General features: G+C 73.7%; 12 protein-coding genes. 8 read left to right on the forward strand and 4 right to left on the reverse strand.

From position 1 onward, the window contains the following. Positions 1-190 precede the first annotated feature (190 nt). The 6 genes from KO717_RS10330 to KO717_RS10355 all read left to right on the forward strand — a co-directional run bounded on the left by KO717_RS10330 (position 191) and on the right by KO717_RS10355 (position 6314). Positions 191-1111, forward strand: coding sequence for a zinc-binding dehydrogenase (locus tag KO717_RS10330; RefSeq protein WP_301366157.1), 921 nt, complete (start codon positions 191-193; stop codon positions 1109-1111). 32 nt (positions 1112-1143) lie between these two features. Beyond that, positions 1144-2121, forward strand: coding sequence for a quinone oxidoreductase family protein (locus KO717_RS10335; RefSeq protein WP_301366159.1), 978 nt, complete (start codon positions 1144-1146; stop codon positions 2119-2121). Between the two features lie 12 nt (positions 2122-2133). Then, the gene (locus KO717_RS10340; RefSeq protein WP_301366161.1) at positions 2134-3768 is read left to right on the forward strand and encodes an FAD-dependent monooxygenase; all 1635 of its coding nucleotides are present in this window, start codon (positions 2134-2136) and stop codon (positions 3766-3768) included. A gap of 16 nt (positions 3769-3784) precedes the next feature. Further along, the gene (gene fabG, locus KO717_RS10345) at positions 3785-4597 is read left to right on the forward strand and encodes a 3-oxoacyl-ACP reductase FabG (RefSeq protein WP_301366163.1); all 813 of its coding nucleotides are present in this window, start codon (positions 3785-3787) and stop codon (positions 4595-4597) included. A 108-nt stretch (positions 4598-4705) separates the two neighbouring features. Next, a complete protein-coding gene (locus KO717_RS10350) occupies positions 4706-5932 on the forward strand; it encodes a metal-dependent hydrolase family protein (RefSeq protein ID WP_301366164.1) in 1227 nt (408 codons plus the stop codon). A 154-nt stretch (positions 5933-6086) separates the two neighbouring features. Beyond that, positions 6087-6314: a hypothetical protein gene (locus KO717_RS10355; RefSeq protein WP_301366165.1), complete on the forward strand. Its 228-nt coding sequence runs from the start codon at positions 6087-6089 to the stop codon at positions 6312-6314. Positions 6315-6500: 186 nt separating this feature from the next. Here the strand turns inward: KO717_RS10355 and KO717_RS10360 are convergent, their stop codons facing one another. From KO717_RS10360 to KO717_RS10370, 3 genes are all read right to left on the reverse strand, one after another. Then, positions 6501-7946: an aldehyde dehydrogenase family protein gene (locus KO717_RS10360; RefSeq protein WP_301366167.1), complete on the reverse strand. Its 1446-nt coding sequence runs from the start codon at positions 7944-7946 to the stop codon at positions 6501-6503. 146 nt (positions 7947-8092) lie between these two features. Further along, positions 8093-9673, reverse strand: coding sequence for a PucR family transcriptional regulator (locus KO717_RS10365; RefSeq protein WP_301366168.1), 1581 nt, complete (start codon positions 9671-9673; stop codon positions 8093-8095). Between the two features lie 127 nt (positions 9674-9800). Next, positions 9801-12149, reverse strand: coding sequence for an ATP/GTP-binding protein (locus KO717_RS10370; RefSeq protein WP_301366169.1), 2349 nt, complete (start codon positions 12147-12149; stop codon positions 9801-9803). A 252-nt stretch (positions 12150-12401) separates the two neighbouring features. Between KO717_RS10370 and gabT the strand changes: the two genes are divergently transcribed. Together gabT and KO717_RS10380 are read left to right on the forward strand one after the other, a co-directional pair. Beyond that, the gene (gene gabT, locus KO717_RS10375; RefSeq protein WP_030012869.1) at positions 12402-13748 is read left to right on the forward strand and encodes a 4-aminobutyrate--2-oxoglutarate transaminase; all 1347 of its coding nucleotides are present in this window, start codon (positions 12402-12404) and stop codon (positions 13746-13748) included. A gap of 394 nt (positions 13749-14142) precedes the next feature. Continuing rightward, a complete protein-coding gene (locus tag KO717_RS10380; protein WP_367401517.1) occupies positions 14143-14715 on the forward strand; it encodes a phosphatase PAP2 family protein in 573 nt (190 codons plus the stop codon). Here KO717_RS10380 and KO717_RS10385 read toward each other — a convergent pair. Further along, entirely contained in the window at positions 14681-16444 is a 1764-nt protein-coding gene (locus tag KO717_RS10385; protein WP_437184634.1) for a chitinase, read from the reverse strand. The genes KO717_RS10380 and KO717_RS10385 overlap by 35 nt on opposite strands. Between the last annotated feature and the right edge of the window lie 73 nt (positions 16445-16517).

Below are 16517 nucleotides of genomic sequence, written 5' to 3' on the forward strand. Positions count from 1 at the left end.
CTCCACGCCGGCCGACGGCCGCCCGTGCATCCCCCGCCGGGTGCGGTCGTCGGCCGGTGCCCCGGCCTGCCTGGACGCTCACGCTCCAGGCAGGCCGTCCGCGTTCCGGCGCCCCCCATGGAGCCTGGATCAGGAATCCAGCGGCGGCGCCTACACCGGAAACACCCATCGGACTTCGCGACGAGGAAGCATGAAGGCACTCGTAACCACCGGGCTTGATCCGCTCACCATGGAACTGCGGTCCGTACCCGACCCACGGCCACGCCACGACGAAGCCCTGATCGAGGTGCACGCCACCTCGGTCAACCGCGCCGACCTCCTCCTGGCGTTACGCAGGCCGGTCGGCTCCTCACTCGGCCTCGACCTGGTGGGCACCGTCCTGTCCGCCGCCGCCGACGGCAGCGGCCCCCCGGCGGGCTCCCGCGTCGCGGGGATCGCCGCGAACAACGCCTGGGCCGAACTCGCGGCGGTCCGCACGGACCGGCTCGCCGTCCTGCCGGACCAGGTGACCGACACCGACGCCGCCACGCTCCCCGTCGCGGGACTCACCGCCCTGCTCGCACTGCAGCGGGCCGACTGGCTCCTGGGCCGCCGCGTCCTGGTGACCGGAGCCGGCGGGGGTGTCGGCCGCATGGCCGTCCAGCTCGCCCGGGCCGGCGGCGCGGACGTGGTCGCCTGGGTCGGCTCGGCCCCCCGCGCGGCGGGCCTCGAAGCTTTCGGCGCCGAGGTCGTCGTCGGGTACGAGAATCCGCCGGCGAACGGCGTCGACGTGGTCGTCGACAGCGTCGGCGGTGAAGTCTTCACCGCCGCCTACTGCCTGTTGCGTCCCGGCGGCGTCGCCGCCGTCTTCGGCAACACCGTCCGTGCGGAGCTGAGGCTGCCCGCGGACTGGGGGCACGCCCGGCCCGGCGTACGCATCGACTACCTGTTCCTGCTCGACGAGATCACCCGCCGGTCCGTGCCGGACGACCTCGGCCTCCTCGTCCGGCTCGCGGCGCAGGGCCGCCTGGTGGCCGAGGCGGGACTGCTCGCCCCCTGGACCGATCCGCACGACGCCATCCGCGCACTGCTCGACCGCGAGGTCAACGGCAAGGTCGTCCTGTCCCTGTGACGGGCCCCGTCACCACTCATCCGAGGAAATCCATGCGATTGGTCAGTTACCACCACCACGGCGGCCCCGACGTCCTGCGGGTCGAGGAGGTGCCCGTGCCGGTTCCCGGGCCGGGGCAGCTCCTGCTGCGCACCGACGCGGTCGGGGTCAACTTCATCGAGACGCAACTGCGCTCCGACAGCGCCCCGTTCCCCTCACCGCTGCCGGGCCGTCCAGGAGGCGACGTGGTCGGCCGCGTCGAGGCCCTCGGCCCCGGTACCGAGGGTCCCGCCCCCGGTACCCGGGTGGCCGCCTACGGAGTGTCCGGTGCCTACGCGGACCATGTGCTCGCCGAGGCCGCCCGCACGCTCGAAATACCCGAGGACATCGACCCCGCGACGGCCACCGCGCTGGCCTCCACCGCACAAGTGGCCTGGAGCGTCCTGGACGTGGCACGGCTCGCCCCCGGCGAGAGCGTCCTCGTGCACGCGGCGGCCGGCGCCATCGGCCACCTGGTCACGCAGCTGGCCAAGCGGCGCGGGGCGCGGCTGGTCATCGGCACCGTGGGCTCGCCGGCGAAGGACGGGTTCGTCCGCGCCCACGGCGCCGACGAGGTCGTCGACTACAGCAGGCCCGACTGGGGCGACCGGGTCCGGGAGCTCACCGGCGGCGCCGGGGTGGACGTGGTCCTCGACAGCGTCGAGGGAGCCGTGTTCCAGGAGGGTCTGCGTCTGCTCAAGCCCTTCGGCCGCCTCGTCTACTACGGCTTCGCCGACGCGGGCGCCAAGCCCGCCCAGGTCACCATGACCGACCTGCTCGGGCTGAAGTCCGTCATCGGCACGTCCTTCGACGCCTGGACGCAGGCCGCGCCCGCGCGGGCCGCCGAGGCTCGCGCGGATCTGGTGCGGCTCGTCGCCGACGGGGACCTGCGCGTCGCCGTCCACGCGGTGCTGCCCCTGGCCGAGGCGGCCGAGGCCCACCGGATCATCGAGGCCCGCACCCAGCTGGGCCGCGTCGTGCTCATACCCTGAGGGAGCCCACCGATGACGCGACACACACCGATGCCCGACGAGGCGGCCGTGCTCGTCGTGGGCGCGGGACCCGGCGGCCTGAGCACCGCGGTCTTCCTCGGCCTGCACGGCGTACGGGCCCTGGTCGTCGAACGCCGGCCCGGCACCTCGCAGGCGATCAAGGCGACGGGCCAGTACCCGCACACCATGGAGGCGCTGGAGATCGCCGGCGCGGCCGAGGCGGTCCGCGAGCGCGGCCGCGCCTACCGCTCCGACTTCCACATGGTGGTCGCCGACTCGCTCGCCGGGCCCGTGCGGCGCACCCTCATGAGCGGTGACCAACTGTCCATGCGGCACGTGTCACCGCAGGACTGGGGCACGGCCAGCCAGTCCGGGGTGGAGCAGGTCCTCGCCGACCGGGCGACCGAACTCGGGGCCCGTCTGCGCTTCTCCACCCGGCTCGTGTCCTTCACCCCGGACGCCGACGCGGTCACGGCCCTCGTCGAGAACGTCACGACCGGGGAACGGCGCACCGTCCGGGCCCGGTACCTCGTGGCGGCGGACGGCTGGCGCAGCGGCGTACGCGAGTCCCTGTCCCTTGCCACCACAGGACGCGGCATCGTGGGCAAGGTGCTGCGGGTGCTGTTCCGGGCGGACCTGAGCGAGCCCCTCGCCCACACCGACGGCGCCTCCGACGGAAGACGGTTCACGGCCCTGCACATCGGCCACGCCGTCCTGTTCAACACGGAGGTTCCCGGGCTCTACGGCTACTTCCGCAATCTCACCCCCGACCTGCCCGCGGGCTGGTGGGAGCGGGAGAGCGGCGTCGAGGAGCGCCTGCGGGCAGACCTCGGCATCCCCGACATCCCGCTGAAGATCGAAGAGATCGGCGAGACCGACATCGCCTGCGGGGTGGCCGAGCGGTTCCGCGACGGCCGGGTGCTCCTGGTCGGCGACGCCGCCCACGTGATGCCGCCCACGGGCGGGATGGGGGGCAACACCGCCTATCTGGACGGCCTCTATCTCGGCTGGAAACTGGCGGCCGTCCTGGACGGCACGGCGGGCGAGGCGCTGCTCGACAGCCATGACGCGGAACGCCGGCCGTACGCCGAGGCACTGGTGGAGCAGCAGTTCGCCAATCTCGTCGACCGGATCTCACCCGAACTCGCCGACGAGCGGCTCGTCACCCCGCTCCCGCCGCCGGTGCTCGCCTTCGGCTACCGGATCCCCGGCGGGGCCGTCGTCGCCGAACCGGAGGACCCGGGCGACCTGTTCGAGGATCCGGCCCACCCCTCGGGGCGGCCGGGCTCGCACGCCCCGTACGTCCCCCTCACGCTGCCCGACGGGACGGAGTCCTCGACCACCGCGCTCCTCGGCAGGGCGTTCGTCCTGCTGGCCGCGGCGGAGGGGGCCGAGCACTGGATCCCGCAGGCCGCGGCCGCCGCGGCCGAACTCGGCGTGCCGCTCGTCACGCACGCCGTCGGCGCGGCCGGCGCGCCGGCCGACCGGGACGGCGCGTTCCGGGCGGCCTACGGGATCGGCGGGCAGGGCGCCGTACTGGTCCGCCCCGACCGGTTCATCGCCTGGCGCTCCGCCGGCCCCCGACCCGAACCGCGCGCAGAGATCGACCGCGCGCTGCGCCGCGTACTGCACCGTCCGCAGGGCTGAACACAAAACCGAACCGATGAAGGGAACGACCTTGACCACAGCGGGCAACACCACCGAGAAGCGCGCCGCGCTGGTGACCGGCGGCACGAGCGGGATCGGTCTCGCCGTCGCGGAGCTCCTCGCCGAGCAGGGCCATGCCGTGTTCCTCTGCGGCCGGGACGCCGGCACGGTCGCCGCCGTCGTCGACAAGCTCCGCGGACGGGGTCTCGACGTCGACGGCGTCGCGGCGGACGTCACCTCCAAGGAGGACATACGCGCGCTGGTCACGGCCGCCGTCGAGCGGTACGGGCCCCTGCACGTGCTCGTCAACAACGCGGGCCGTGGCGGTGGCGGGGTCACCGCCGAACTCCCCGACGAGCTCTGGGAGGACGTGATCGAGACCAACCTGAACGGCGTCTTCCGCGTCACGCGCGAGGCCCTGACCACCGGAGGCATGCTCGCGCGGGGCCACGGCCGGGTCATCAACATCGCCTCGACGGGCGGCAAGCAGGGGGTGATGCTCGCCGCGCCCTACTCCGCCTCCAAGCACGGAGTCATCGGTTTCACCAAGGCGCTCGGCCAGGAGCTGGCGAAATCGGGCGTCACCGTGAACGCGGTCTGCCCGGGCTACGTGGAGACACCCATGGCCGTACGGGTCAGGCAGGGCTACGCCGACCACTGGAGCACGACCGAGGAGGACGTGCTGGAGCGCTTCCAGGCGAAGATCCCTCTCGGCCGGTACTCGACGCCCCAGGAGGTCGCCGGCCTCGTCGGGTACCTCGCACAGGACGTGGCGGCGTCGATCACCGCGCAGGCCCTCAACGTCTGCGGCGGGCTCGGCAACTACTGATCCGCACGGACGCGGAATGGCTTCACCGTGCCGTCCGGGGCGGCCGGGTGCCGGGCGGCGCGTACGGCCGGCCCGGCACCGCAGCACTGACCCAAGGACGGGAACAGGGTGAAGGCGTACTACACGGCAAAATGGCTGATCACCGGCGGGCCAGGCGGACGGATACGCGACGGCGGAGTCCTCGTCGACCGGGGAACCATCCGCTGGGTCGGCTCGGACGACGACCTGCCCGCCAGGCTCCGGCGCGGCAGCGAACGCGTCGACCTCGGCTCCATGACGCTTCTTCCGGGACTGGTGGACTCGCACGTCCATCTGGCGCTCGACGGGCTGCCGGGCGCGATGGACCGGATGCGCGCGCTCGACGACGCGCCGCTGCGGGCGCTCATGTTCCGCAACGCGGCGCAGCTGCTGGCCGCCGGAGTCACCACGGCGAGGGACCTGGGCGCCCCCGGCCACCTGGCCTTGCACGTCCGCGACGCGCTGCGGGCCGGACGGGCCCCGGGACCCTCGCTCGTCGTCTCCGGGCCGCCGCTGACGGTGCCCGGAGGACACTGCTGGTTCATGGGCGGCGCCTGCGCCGACGAGGCCGAACTCCGTGCTGCCGTACGGGCGCAGGCCGCCCGCGGCGTCGATTTCATCAAGGTCATGGCCACGGGAGGCGCCCTGACCGGCGGGTCCGGCCCCGGTGAGGAGCAGTTCGGCGAGGCGGAACTGCGCGCCGTCGTGGACGAGGCGACCCTGCACGGGCTCCGGGTCGCCGCACACGCCCACGGCACCAGCGGCATCGCCCACGCGCTGCGCGCGGGGGTCCACACCATCGAGCACTGCAGCTTCATCTCCCCCGAGGGGACCATCGCACCGGACCTCTCGCTCGTCCGGGAGCTGGCGGCCGCCCCCGTCCACGTCTGCCCGACGATCAGCCGCCGGTTCACCGAGCGCTGGGACGACCGGGACGACCCCCGCTCCACCCCCGTGTCCGCGCTGCCGCTCCTGCACCGCGAGGGTGTCGCCCTGATAGCGGGAACCGACGCGGGCACCGACGGGGCACCCCATCCCGCGTACGCGGACGGCCTCGTCGGCATGGCGCGCCTGGGCATACCCGCCGCCGACATCCTCCACACGGCGACGGCCGGCGCCGCTCGCGCGCTCGGCCTCGGCGCGGTCACGGGCCGGCTGGCTCCCGGGCTGCGCGCCGATCTGATCGCGGTGGACGGCGACCCCCTCGACGACATAGCGGTCCTCGCGGCGCCCCGGCTCGTCGTCGCCCGGGGCAGACAGGCGGTGTCCACGGGCACCCGCGAAGGGGAGGGGGGACTGTTGCCGCGCCCTGTCTGAGCCGTCTGTGCCGTGCCGTCGATGTCCCGTCCGGCCGCCCTACCGGCGGCCGGACGGGACGTCGACGACGCTCCCCGGCATCCCGCAGCGGCGGCACCCCGCCGTTACAGTCGCGCTCCAATCTCCTTCCATCGGCCGCGGCGACGCTTCCCGCATGACCCCTCCCACGGAATTCCCCCGCCACCAGGACGGCCCCACCCCGGGTGGGTCGGACGCGGTACCGGCCGGAGGCCGGCTCGACCTGCTCGGCTGTGCACTGCTCACCCCGGGCGGGTCGGACGCGGCCTCGTTCCTCCTCGGTCTGCCCCCCGACCCGCCGTCCGGGCCCGCCGGCGGCGCCCACCGCTTCGCCCCGTGGTGGCCGGCGCCGACCGCCTCGTGAGCGGATGCGGGCCGGCGCGGTGGGCCGTCGTCCGTCGGCACGCACGTCTCTGCGGCCCACGCTCGCGCCAGAAGGTGCCGTCCCCCTTGCATCCGACTGTTTTCACAGGTCGGAGGGGGTGAAAAGGGAGACGGCCGGAGCCCCCGCACAGTAGGCTCCGGCCGTCGGCTCTAGGGCCGTACGAGATCAGATGTCGAGGCCGGTCAGGACCAGGACCCGCTCGTACGTGTAGTCGTCCATCGCGTAGCGGACGCCCTCGCGGCCCACACCGGACTGCTTGACGCCGCCGTACGGCATCTGGTCGGCGCGGTAGGACGGCGCGTCGCCGATGATCACACCGCCGACCTCGAGCTCGCGGTGGGCCCGGAACGCGGTCTGGACGTTGCGGGTGAAGACGCCGGTCTGCAGACCGAACTTCGAGTCGTTGACGGCGGCGAAGGCCTCGTCGGTGTTCTCGACCTTCTTCAGCGTCAGGACCGGTCCGAAGACCTCCTCGGTGGCGAGCTTGACGCCGTCCGGCACGTGGGCCAGGACGGTGGGCTCGTACGAGGCACCCGCGCGCTTGCCGCCGGTGAGCAGCTTGGCTCCGCCGGCCACGGCCTCGTCGACCCAGGACTCGACACGCTGGGCGGCGGCCTCGGAGACGAGGGGGCCGACGTCGGTGGCGGAGTCGGACGGGTCGCCGGTGACCTGGGCCTGGACCTTCTCGACGACCTTCTCGACGAGACGGTCGTAGACGGAGGCGTCGGCGATCACGCGCTGCACGGAGATGCAGGACTGGCCGGCCTGGTAGTTCGAGAAGGTCGCGATACGGGTCGCGGCCCAGTCGAGGTCGGCCTCGGAGGACCAGTCGTCCAGGACGACGGCCGCGGCGTTGCCGCCGAGCTCCAGGGTGCAGTGCTTGTGGGGCACCGACTGCTGGATGGCGTAGCCGACGGTGTCGGAGCCGGTGAAGGAGATGACGGGCAGGCGCTCGTCCTTGACCAGGGCCGGCATCTTGTCGTTGGCGACCGGCAGGACCGACCAGGAGCCGGCCGGGAGGTCGGTCTCGGCGAGCAGCTCGCCGAGGATCAGACCGGACAGCGGCGTGGCCGGGGCGGGCTTGAGGATGATCGGCGCGCCGACGGCGATGGCCGGGGCCACCTTGTGGGCGCACAGGTTCAGCGGGAAGTTGAACGGTGCGATGCCGAGGACCGGGCCCTTGACGAAGCGGCGGGTCAGCGCGAGACGGCCGACACCGCCGGCGTCGGTGTCGAGGCGCTGGGCCTCTCCGCCGTTGAAGCGGCGGGCCTCTTCGGCGGCGAAGCGGAACACGGACACCGCACGGCCGACCTCACCGCGGGCCCACTTGACGGGCTTGCCGTTCTCGGCGGAGATCAGCTGGGCGATCTCCTCGGTGCGCTCCGCGAGCCGCTTGGACACGTGGTCCAGGGCCGCGGCCCGTACGTGGGCGGGGGTCGCGGAGAACTCCGCCGTCACGGCGTACGCCGCGGCCACGGCCTCTTCGACCTGCTCGTCGGTGGGCACGCTGACGGCGGCGACCAGGCGGCCGTCCCACGGGGAGTGGACGTCGAAGCTGTCCTCGCCGGTGGCCTGGCGGCCGGCGAGCCAGAAGGCGTGGGTGGAAGTCATGCGAATCCCGGCCCTTCGGAAGTGTGCGGTGGGTCCTGACCCCTCCACCGTAGAACTCCGTCGGCGTTTCGGCGTTTGTCCCTGATGGAGCGGCGGGTCGTCACGCTTCGCCGCTTTGTCACTGTCCGGCCTGCCGAGCGGGGCCCTCAGGACGGGGTCGAGGTCGCCTTGAGGGCGAGCCACAGCTCCATGCGGACGTCCGGGTCCTCCAGGGAGCGGCCGAGGATCTCCTCGACCCGCTTCATCCGGTAGCGCAGGGTGTGCCGGTGCACGCCGAGGTCGGCCGCGGCCGCGTCCCACTGCCCGTGGCGGGAGAGCCAGGCCTGCAGCGAGGCCACCAGGTCGCCGCGCCCGGTCGCGTCGTGCTCCCGCAGGGCGCGCAGGGTGCCGTCCGCGAAGGCCCGTACGGCGTCGTCGGCCAGCAGCGGCAGGACCGAGCCCGCCGCCATGTCCTCGTGCTCGACCATCGGCCGGCCGCGGCGCCGGGCCACGGCCAGGGCCTGGTCCGCCTGCTTGAGGGCCGCCGCCACACCGCCCGGTCCGGCCGGCGCCGACAGGCCGACCACCAGCTCGTCCGGCTCCGGCCCGGCCGTGTCCCGGCCGCGCCGCGCCTCCAGTGCCTCCGCGTGGTCCATGCACGCCTGTACGGCCGAGCCCCCGTCGGAGGCCAGGACCACGAGCCGGCCCTCCTCCGGGACGACGAGCAGCGCCTCTCCGGTCCGGGCCGCCGCCGACTCCACCGTGTCGGACAGCAGCGCCAGGCCTTCCGGCTGCGCGGTCCCCGCCAGGGCCGGCTCGGCCACCACGAGCCGGAACGGTGCCTCCAGCAGGGCCCCGTACAGGTCCCCGGCCACGGCCCGCGCGTGGTCCGCCTCGCCCGCGAGCAGCATCCGCAGCACCGCCGCCCCCAGCCGGGACTCGGCGTCGTGCAGCGAGCGCGAGCGCTCGGTGGTGAGGGTGAGCAGCGCGACGGCGGAGTGCACGGCGTACCGCTCGGCCGTGCCCAGCGGGGCCGCGGTACCGACGGCGAGCGCGCCGCGGGCGCGCCGGCCCGTGCCCAGGGACTGCAGCTCCACGCGGTCCTCCGAGCCGCCGACCACGGCGCTCGCGGGCGCCGGGCGTTCCCGCAGCCGTTCCACGTCGGGGGTGAGCCGGGCTGCGCGGCGCGCGGCCCAGTCGGGGGCGGCCGCGACGACCGCGCCCGAGGTGTCGTACAGCGCGGCCCAGCCGTGCACGTGCGCGGCCAGTTTCACCAGCAGCTCGGTGGGGCCGTCGACGGAGAGCGCGGCGCGCGTCAGCTCCCGCTGGGCCTCGAAACCGGCGGTGACGGCCCGGTACTGGTCCGCGGCGAGGGCCGCGGAGACCGCCTTGCTGATCGCCAGGAAGGGGGTCCGCCGCGGTACCTCCAGCAGCGGCATGTCCTCGGCCCGCGCGGCCTCGACCAGCGCCTCGGGGATCTCCTCGTAGTTGACGCCGATCGCGAAGCCGATGCCGACGACCCCGGCCGCGGCGAGGCGGCGTACATAGGCGCGCATCTCCTCCGGGTCCCCCGCGTCCAGCTTCATCGCGGTGATCAGGAGCAGCTCCCCGCCCTCCATGTAGGGGACCGGGTCGGCGAGCTCGCTGACGTGGGCCCACCGCACCGGGGTGTCGAGGCGGCCCTCCCCGGCCCGGACGCTGAGCTTGAGCGCCGAGTGCTGGACGAGTGAGGCGAGGGTGAGCGGCATCGGTTACCAGTGGCCTTAGCGGGAGGGGGCGAGCGGGAGGGTCAGGAGGCAGACCGCCGACGGTTTTCGCCGTGTCGTACGAACGACTCCCCTCGATTCTGCCACCTCGTACGGGTCGGGGTGCGGGTCAGGACGTTCCGGCCAGGCGGACCAGCAGCGGGGCCGCCCGTTCCCCGCGCACCGAGGTCAGCGACAGGACGGCGTGCCCCGGCGGCACGGCGTGCGCCAGGTCCGAGGCGGACCACCGCTCGCGCTCCACCTGGCGCACGGTCACCGCGTCCGTGGTGACCGCCTTGCCGGTGACGAGCTTGCGGAAGGAGTGCATCAGGCGGGTGAGCGGCTGGTCGGCGAAGACGGTGCGGTGGGTGACGTCCCGCGTCTCCACCCACTCCGTGCCCCAGGCCTCGGCGAAGCGCTTGCCGTCCCAGGTGGTGACCCCGGAGAAGGCCATCCGGCAGCCGACCGCCCCGAGCAGCGGGGTGCGCAGCGCCTCCGGTACGTCGTCCAGCGTGCGCAGCGTGAGCAGGACGCCCGCATGCGCCGAGCGCAGCCGCTGGACGCCCCGCACGGTCTCGGCGGTCAGGGTGTGGGAGGCGTCGTCGAAGGCGAGGAAGGCGAAGAGGGAGCGGTCGGTGCGGGCGGCCGCGGCGGCGTTGAACTGGGCGAGCAGCAGCCGGGCCAGCATCCGGGAGGCGTCGGCGTGTCCGCGTTCGGGCAGGTCCACGCGGACCCGGATCGGGTGCTCCAGGGCGCGCAGCGAGAACGGCCGGCCCTGGCCGGTGGTGTCGAAGAAACCGGCGAAGGCGGGCCGGTCCAGCAGGGCCACCCGGTCGGCGAGGGCGGGGCCGGGGTCCGCGGGGGCGCCGTGCTGGCGGACCCGGGCGTCGAGTTCGCGCAGCATGGCGTGCTGTCCGGCGAGGTCGCGGCGCAGCGCGTCGAAGGCGGTGGGGACCTGGTCGAGCAGTTCGCGCAGTTCGGGCACGGTCGGGAAGCGGTCGTACGCCGCCCGGAACGGCCCGAGGAGCTGGGCGAGGGCGGTCGCGGCCCGGCGTACGTCGATCCCGGGGACGTCCCCGACGAAGGCCTCGGCGAGCAGGGTGGCGGCCTCGTCGGGGTCGGTGGCGCCGCCGTACAGGTCGAGGTCGTAGACGGAGGCGGGGTCGCCGACCCGGACCACGACGTCGAAGGCGGCGTCCGGTCCGAGCTGGGCGCCGGCCGCGCCGACGGCGACGACGGCGGCCTGGCCGGCGAGGGCCTGGAGCGAGAGCGACTCGACGACGGGCCGCACCAGCTGCCGGGTCTTGCCGGTGCCGGAGGGGCCGACGGCGAGCAGGGAGGTGCCGAGCACGTCGGGGTCGAGGGCGAGGGCGGTGCCGCGGCGGGAGTACGGGTTGCGGGCGCCGTCCTCCACGGTGCCGAGCAGCACCTGCCGGGCCAGCAGGTCGTGCCGGGCGGCCCGCACGGGCAGGTCCCGCGCCCCGGACGGGTGCACACAGGCCCCGGCGCCCTTGTCACGCACGGCGTCGGCGAAGGCCCGCATCCGCGAGGGGTCGACGCGCACGGAGTCCCAGGCCCGCCGGATCCGGGCGTAGTCCACGTCGTTCATCCGCCCACCCCCGGCCTCCACCTCCAGCCGCTCGGCCACCTCCCCCAGCCCGGCGGCCCGCAACTGCGGCCACCGCGCGGGGTCGTCCTCCGGCTCGTCGACAGGTGTCGCCCGGGGGCGGTCCGGGCGGGCCGGATTCGCGGCCGGCCGGATCCGGCGCAGCAGGCGGATCGCGCCGCCGAGCCACGCGAAGGCCAGGACGACGGCCACGTCGATCGCGGTCTTCGCCGTACTGTCGAGCGCGAGGTTGGCCTCTTGGTCCGTGCCGTACGGCAGGAACGCGAAGACCAACTGCCGGAGCGGCAGCTGGTGGTTGTCGACGAGGAGGAGCGTGACCCACGCCAGGGGCACGACCGCGAGGGCCGGTGCCCAGGGGCCGCGCGCGACGACCAGGCGGTTCCAAGCGGTCCGCCAGCTGCCGAGCCGGCCGAACCCGTAGAGGAGCGCCGAGACGAAGAGCGTCTCGTAGATCGGCTTGGCCCGCATCCCGCCCGTCCCCATGACCGGCTCCCCGTTCGCGGCGTACCAGCTGTCCGGGGTGAAGAGGTTGAGCGGTGCGTCCCAGAAGGGAATGTACGTGTTGCGCATCAGGGACCAGACGAGGACACACGCCAGGAAGGAAACGAGTGCTCCGGTGGCAAGAGCCCGGTCGGGGGTCGTCGGCGGTTCCACCGCTGCCCGCGGGGAGTGGCCGTAGCGCCATACGCCCGGCTCGGCGACCGGCCGGGGGGTGCGCAGCCAGTCGGCGACGGTCGGTCCACGGTCCGGCGCGTGGCGCGGCTTCGGGGGGTGCGCCTGTGGGGCGCCAGCAGGTCTCGGTACGCGATCCGAGCGGGTTGCCCGTCCGTCGTGCGTGCCGTCGGTGTCCATGAAACCCCTGCCCCCTGCCCGTGCCTGCGCTGCGTCGCTCAATGTAGTTGCCCGGCGTCGGCCGTGGGCCCGTACCCGCGCTCCGATGCGCCGTGCCGTCCACAAGAGGCGTGCCCGGGTCCTTCCTATGGCCGTCACGGACAAGGACACGCGGTGATCACTACCGAACGGAGCATGCAGTACCACCGCTCCCGGGCCTAGCCTGCGGACAAAGAGACAAGTGCGTCCGAAAACACCCCCCAGGAGCCCCCTATGACCGCTGTTCCGCAGGAGCGCAAGATCGTCACCGCGATCCCCGGCCCCAAGTCGCAGGAGCTGCAGGCCCGCCGCCTCCAGACCGTGGCCGGTGGCGTGGGCTCCGTGCTGCCCGTCTTCACGGCCCGCGCGGGCGGCGGCATCATCGAGGACGTCGACGGCAACCGCCTGATCGACTTCGGCTCCGGCATCGCCGTGACCTCGGTCGGCGCGTCCGCCGAGGCCGTCGTGCGCCGCGCCTCCGCGCAGCTCGCCGACTTCACCCACACCTGTTTCATGGTCACCCCGTACGAGGGCTACGTCGAGGTCTGCGAGGCCCTCGCCGAGCTGACCCCGGGCACCCACGCCAAGAAGTCGGCCCTGTTCAACTCCGGCGCCGAGGCCGTCGAGAACGCCGTCAAGATCGCCCGTTCGTACACCAAGCGCCAGGCCGTCGTCGTCTTCGACCACGGCTACCACGGCCGTACGAACCTCACCATGGCGCTGACCGCGAAGAACATGCCGTACAAGCAGGGCTTCGGTCCGTTCGCCCCCGAGGTCTACCGCGTCCCGGTCGCCTACGGCTACCGCTGGCCCACCGGTGCCGAGAACTGCGGCCCCGAGGCCGCCGCCCAGGCGATCGACCAGATCACCAAGCAGATCGGCGCCGAGAACGTCGCCGCGATCATCATCGAGCCGGTCCTCGGCGAGGGCGGTTTCATCGAGCCGGCCAAGGGCTTCCTGCCCGCGATCGTGAAGTTCGCCAACGACAACGGCATCGTCTTCGTCGCCGACGAGATCCAGTCCGGCTTCTGCCGCACCGGCCAGTGGTTCGCGTGCGAGGACGAGGGCATCGTCCCGGACCTGATCACCACCGCCAAGGGCATCGCGGGCGGTCTGCCGCTCGCCGCCGTGACCGGCCGCGCCGAGATCATGGACGCCGCGCACGCGGGTGGCCTGGGTGGCACCTACGGCGGCAACCCGGTGGCGTGCGCGGGTGCGCTCGGCTCCATCGAGACCATGAAGGAGCTCGACCTCAACGCCGCGGCGAAGAAGATCGAGTCCGTCATGAAGGCCCGCCTGACGGCCATGCAGGAGAAGTACGACATCATCGGCGACATCCGCGGCCGCGGCGCCATGATCGCGATCGAGCTGGTCAAGGACCCGGTCTCCAAGACCCCGTTCCCGGAGGCGGCCGGCGCGCTCGCCAAGGCCTGCCACGCCGAGGGCCTGCTCGTCCTCACCTGTGGCACCTACGGCAACGTGCTCCGCTTCCTCCCGCCGATCGTCATCGGCGAGGACCTGCTGAACGAGGGCCTGGACCTCATCGAGGCCGCGTTCGCGGCCATCGGCACGGCCATCTGATCGAACGGCTAGAACGTGCGCACGCCGCGACCGGTACCTACCGGCGGTAACGGGCGGACGCTGTGAAGAAGCTGTGGGGGGCCGATGGCGGGAGCGCGATCCTGCTGTCGGTCCCCCTTTCGCTGCCGTACGGTTTCTGCAGATGAGTGAGACACCCCGCTCCAGGGAAACCGGGGGCGACACCAGTACTGGGCTTCCCCAGCACCGTACTGGGCATGCGTTCGCGCACACTCCTCACCGATCGGACAGCCGTTCGCCCCAAACCCCCCGGGGCGCCCGGCAACCCGATCCGGGCGGCCGTCCCGGAACCATCCCCCCTGTTCCGGGACGGCCGGCCACTCCTCTCCTGATCGCCGCGGTCTGCGGCCTCCTCTTCTCCCTGGTCACCTGGCAGGTGCTGGTCTCCGGCCCGCTGCTGACCCCGGACCACGCGCTGAGCCGCGCCCTGGTGCGCACGGTCCCGGACTCCGTCACCGAGCGCCTCTCGGACCTCGGCAACATCCCGGTCGCCGTGCCCGTCCTCGTCCTGGCCATGGCGTACGCCGCCCGGCGCGGGCGGGCGCTCGCCGCCGGGGCCGCGGGCCTGGCGATGGCCCTGGTGCCGGCCCTGGTCATCCCGTTCAAGGAGTGGACCGCCCGGCCCGGGCCCCTGGAGCCCTGGGCCGCCGGCTACTTCCCCTCGGGCCACACGGCCACCGCCGCCGTCGCGTACCTCGGCGCGGCCCTGCTCGTGCGCCCGTACACCCGCCGGGCATGGCCGACGGCCGCCGCCCTGGTGCTGACGGGGGCGACGGCCGCCGGGCTGATCCTTCGGGGGTGGCACTGGCCGCTGGACGTCCTGGCCAGCCTGCTGCTCTGCACTCCCCTGCTGCTCGCAGTGGCGTGGGCCGGCGGGGTCGGCCGGGCAGGACGACCCGGCCGGGCAGGACGGCTCAGCCTCCGAAGTACGCGTCGAAGTTCCGGCTGAACTCCCAGCCTCCGAAGCGGTCCCAGTTGATCGACCAGGTCATCAGGCCGCGCAGCCCCGGCCAGGTGCCGTGGGTCCGGTAGGTCCCGCAGTCCGTCCCCTTCGTCAGACAGTTCAGGGCCTTGTTCACTTCTGCCGGCGAGGTGTGGCCGTTGCCCGCGTTCGTCGTGGCCGGCAGGCCGATGGCGACCTGGTCCGGGCGCAGGGCCGGGAAGACCCGGGCGGTGTTCCCGGCGACCGGGAAGCCGGTGAGCAGCATGTCGGTCATGGCGATGTGGAAGTCCGCGCCGCCCATGGAGTGGTACTGGTTGTCGAGGCCCATGATCGAGCCCGAGTTGTAGTCCTGGACGTGGAGCAGGGTGAGGTCGTCACGCAGGGCGTGGATGACCGGGAGGTACGCGCCGGCGCGCGGGTCCTGGCCGCCCCAGGGGCCGGAGCCGTAGTACTGGTAGCCCAGCTGGACGAAGAAGGTCTCCGGGGCCATGGTCAGGACGAAGTCCGGTCCGTAGCGGGCCTTCAGGGTCTTCACGGCCGAGATCAGGTTGACGACCACCGGGGTGGTGGGCGCCCGGAAGTCGGTGTCCCCGGTGGCCAGGGACAGGGAGTGGCCCTCGAAGTCGATGTCCAGGCCGTCGAGGCCGTACTCGTCGATGATCTTGCCGACGGAGGAGACGAAGGCGTCCCGGGCGGCCGGGCTCGCGAGCTGGACCTGGCCGTTCTGGCCGCCGATCGAGATCAGCACCTTCTTGCCGGCCGCCTGCTTGGCCTTGACGGCCGCCTTGAACTCCGCCGGGGATTCGGCGTTCGGGCATTCCGCGACCGGGCAGAGCCGGAAGCGGATGTCGCCCGAGGTCACCGAAGTGGGTTCGCCGAAGGCGAGGTTGATGACGTCCCAGGAGGCGGGCACGTCGGCCATCCGGACGTATCCGGAGCCGTTGGCGAAGCTCGCGTGCAGGTAGCCGACGAGCGCGTGCGCGGGCAGGCCACCCCCGCCCCCTCCCCCGCCACCGGGCGTGGTCGCGGAGGCGGGCGCGCTCTGCGGGGAGGCGCCCGCCGCGTTCACCGCGCTGACCCGGAAGGTGTACGTGGTGGCCGCGGCGAGGCCGGTCACGGCCGCCGAGGCCGAGGTGACGGACAGCGGCGCCGCGCCGTCCCGGTGGACGGTGTACGAGGTGGCGCCCGGGACCGCCGACCAGGACAGCGCGACGGACGTCGACGAGGTGGCGGAGGCGGTCAGGCCGGTGGGGGCGGCCGGGGGCTGGGGCTGCCCGGGACCGCCGGGGTCCGGGCCGACCAGGGTGAGGTCGTCGGTGAGATGGGCGGGCTGGCCGTACCAGCCGTGGGTGTAGACGGTCACCGAGGTCGTGGACGGGCCGGTGCGGAAGGTGGTCGTCAGCTGCTTCCACGCCCCCGGCGTCTGCGTCCAGGCCGACACGTCGGTGGTGCCGGTGCCGCTCGCGCCGAGGTAGACGTACGCGCCCTGCACCCACGCGCCGAGCGTGTACGCCGAGTCGGGCTTGACGGTGACGGTCTGGGAGCAGCGGGCGTTGTCCTGGCCGGCCGGGGTGGCCCTCAGGGCGGAATTTCCGCCGTGGACGGGTGTGGTGACGACGGCTCCGCTGCCGCCGGAGCAGCTCCAGCCGTCGAGGCCGGCCTCGAAGCCGCCGTTGCGTACGAGGTCGGCGTCGGCCGCCGCGGCGGGCGGGCCCGCGGCGAGGAAGCCGGCCACCGCGAGGGCGGCGGCCGTGAGGAGGGGTAGGGCTCTGCGCACAACTGCCTCCGGTGCATGGGGGGATGGAGGG

The organism is Streptomyces xanthophaeus (assembly GCF_030440515.1).
GTDB classification, from domain to species: Bacteria; Actinomycetota; Actinomycetes; order Streptomycetales; family Streptomycetaceae; genus Streptomyces; species Streptomyces kutzneri.

Excerpts from the sequence above, each read along its gene's own strand:
- KO717_RS10360 (WP_301366167.1), bottom strand. The coding sequence starts at position 7,946 with ATGACTTCCACCCACGCCTTCTGGCTCGCCGGCCGCCAGGCCACCGGC.
- KO717_RS10340 (WP_301366161.1), top strand. The coding sequence starts at position 2,134 with ATGACGCGACACACACCGATGCCCGACGAGGCGGCCGTGCTCGTCGTG.
- KO717_RS10355 (WP_301366165.1), top strand. The coding sequence starts at position 6,087 with ATGACCCCTCCCACGGAATTCCCCCGCCACCAGGACGGCCCCACCCCG.
- KO717_RS10365 (WP_301366168.1), bottom strand. The coding sequence starts at position 9,673 with ATGCCGCTCACCCTCGCCTCACTCGTCCAGCACTCGGCGCTCAAGCTC.
- KO717_RS10370 (WP_301366169.1), bottom strand. The coding sequence starts at position 12,149 with ATGGACACCGACGGCACGCACGACGGACGGGCAACCCGCTCGGATCGC.
- KO717_RS10330 (WP_301366157.1), top strand. The coding sequence starts at position 191 with ATGAAGGCACTCGTAACCACCGGGCTTGATCCGCTCACCATGGAACTG.
- KO717_RS10335 (WP_301366159.1), top strand. The coding sequence starts at position 1,144 with ATGCGATTGGTCAGTTACCACCACCACGGCGGCCCCGACGTCCTGCGG.
- fabG (WP_301366163.1), top strand. The coding sequence starts at position 3,785 with ATGAAGGGAACGACCTTGACCACAGCGGGCAACACCACCGAGAAGCGC.
- gabT (WP_030012869.1), top strand. The coding sequence starts at position 12,402 with ATGACCGCTGTTCCGCAGGAGCGCAAGATCGTCACCGCGATCCCCGGC.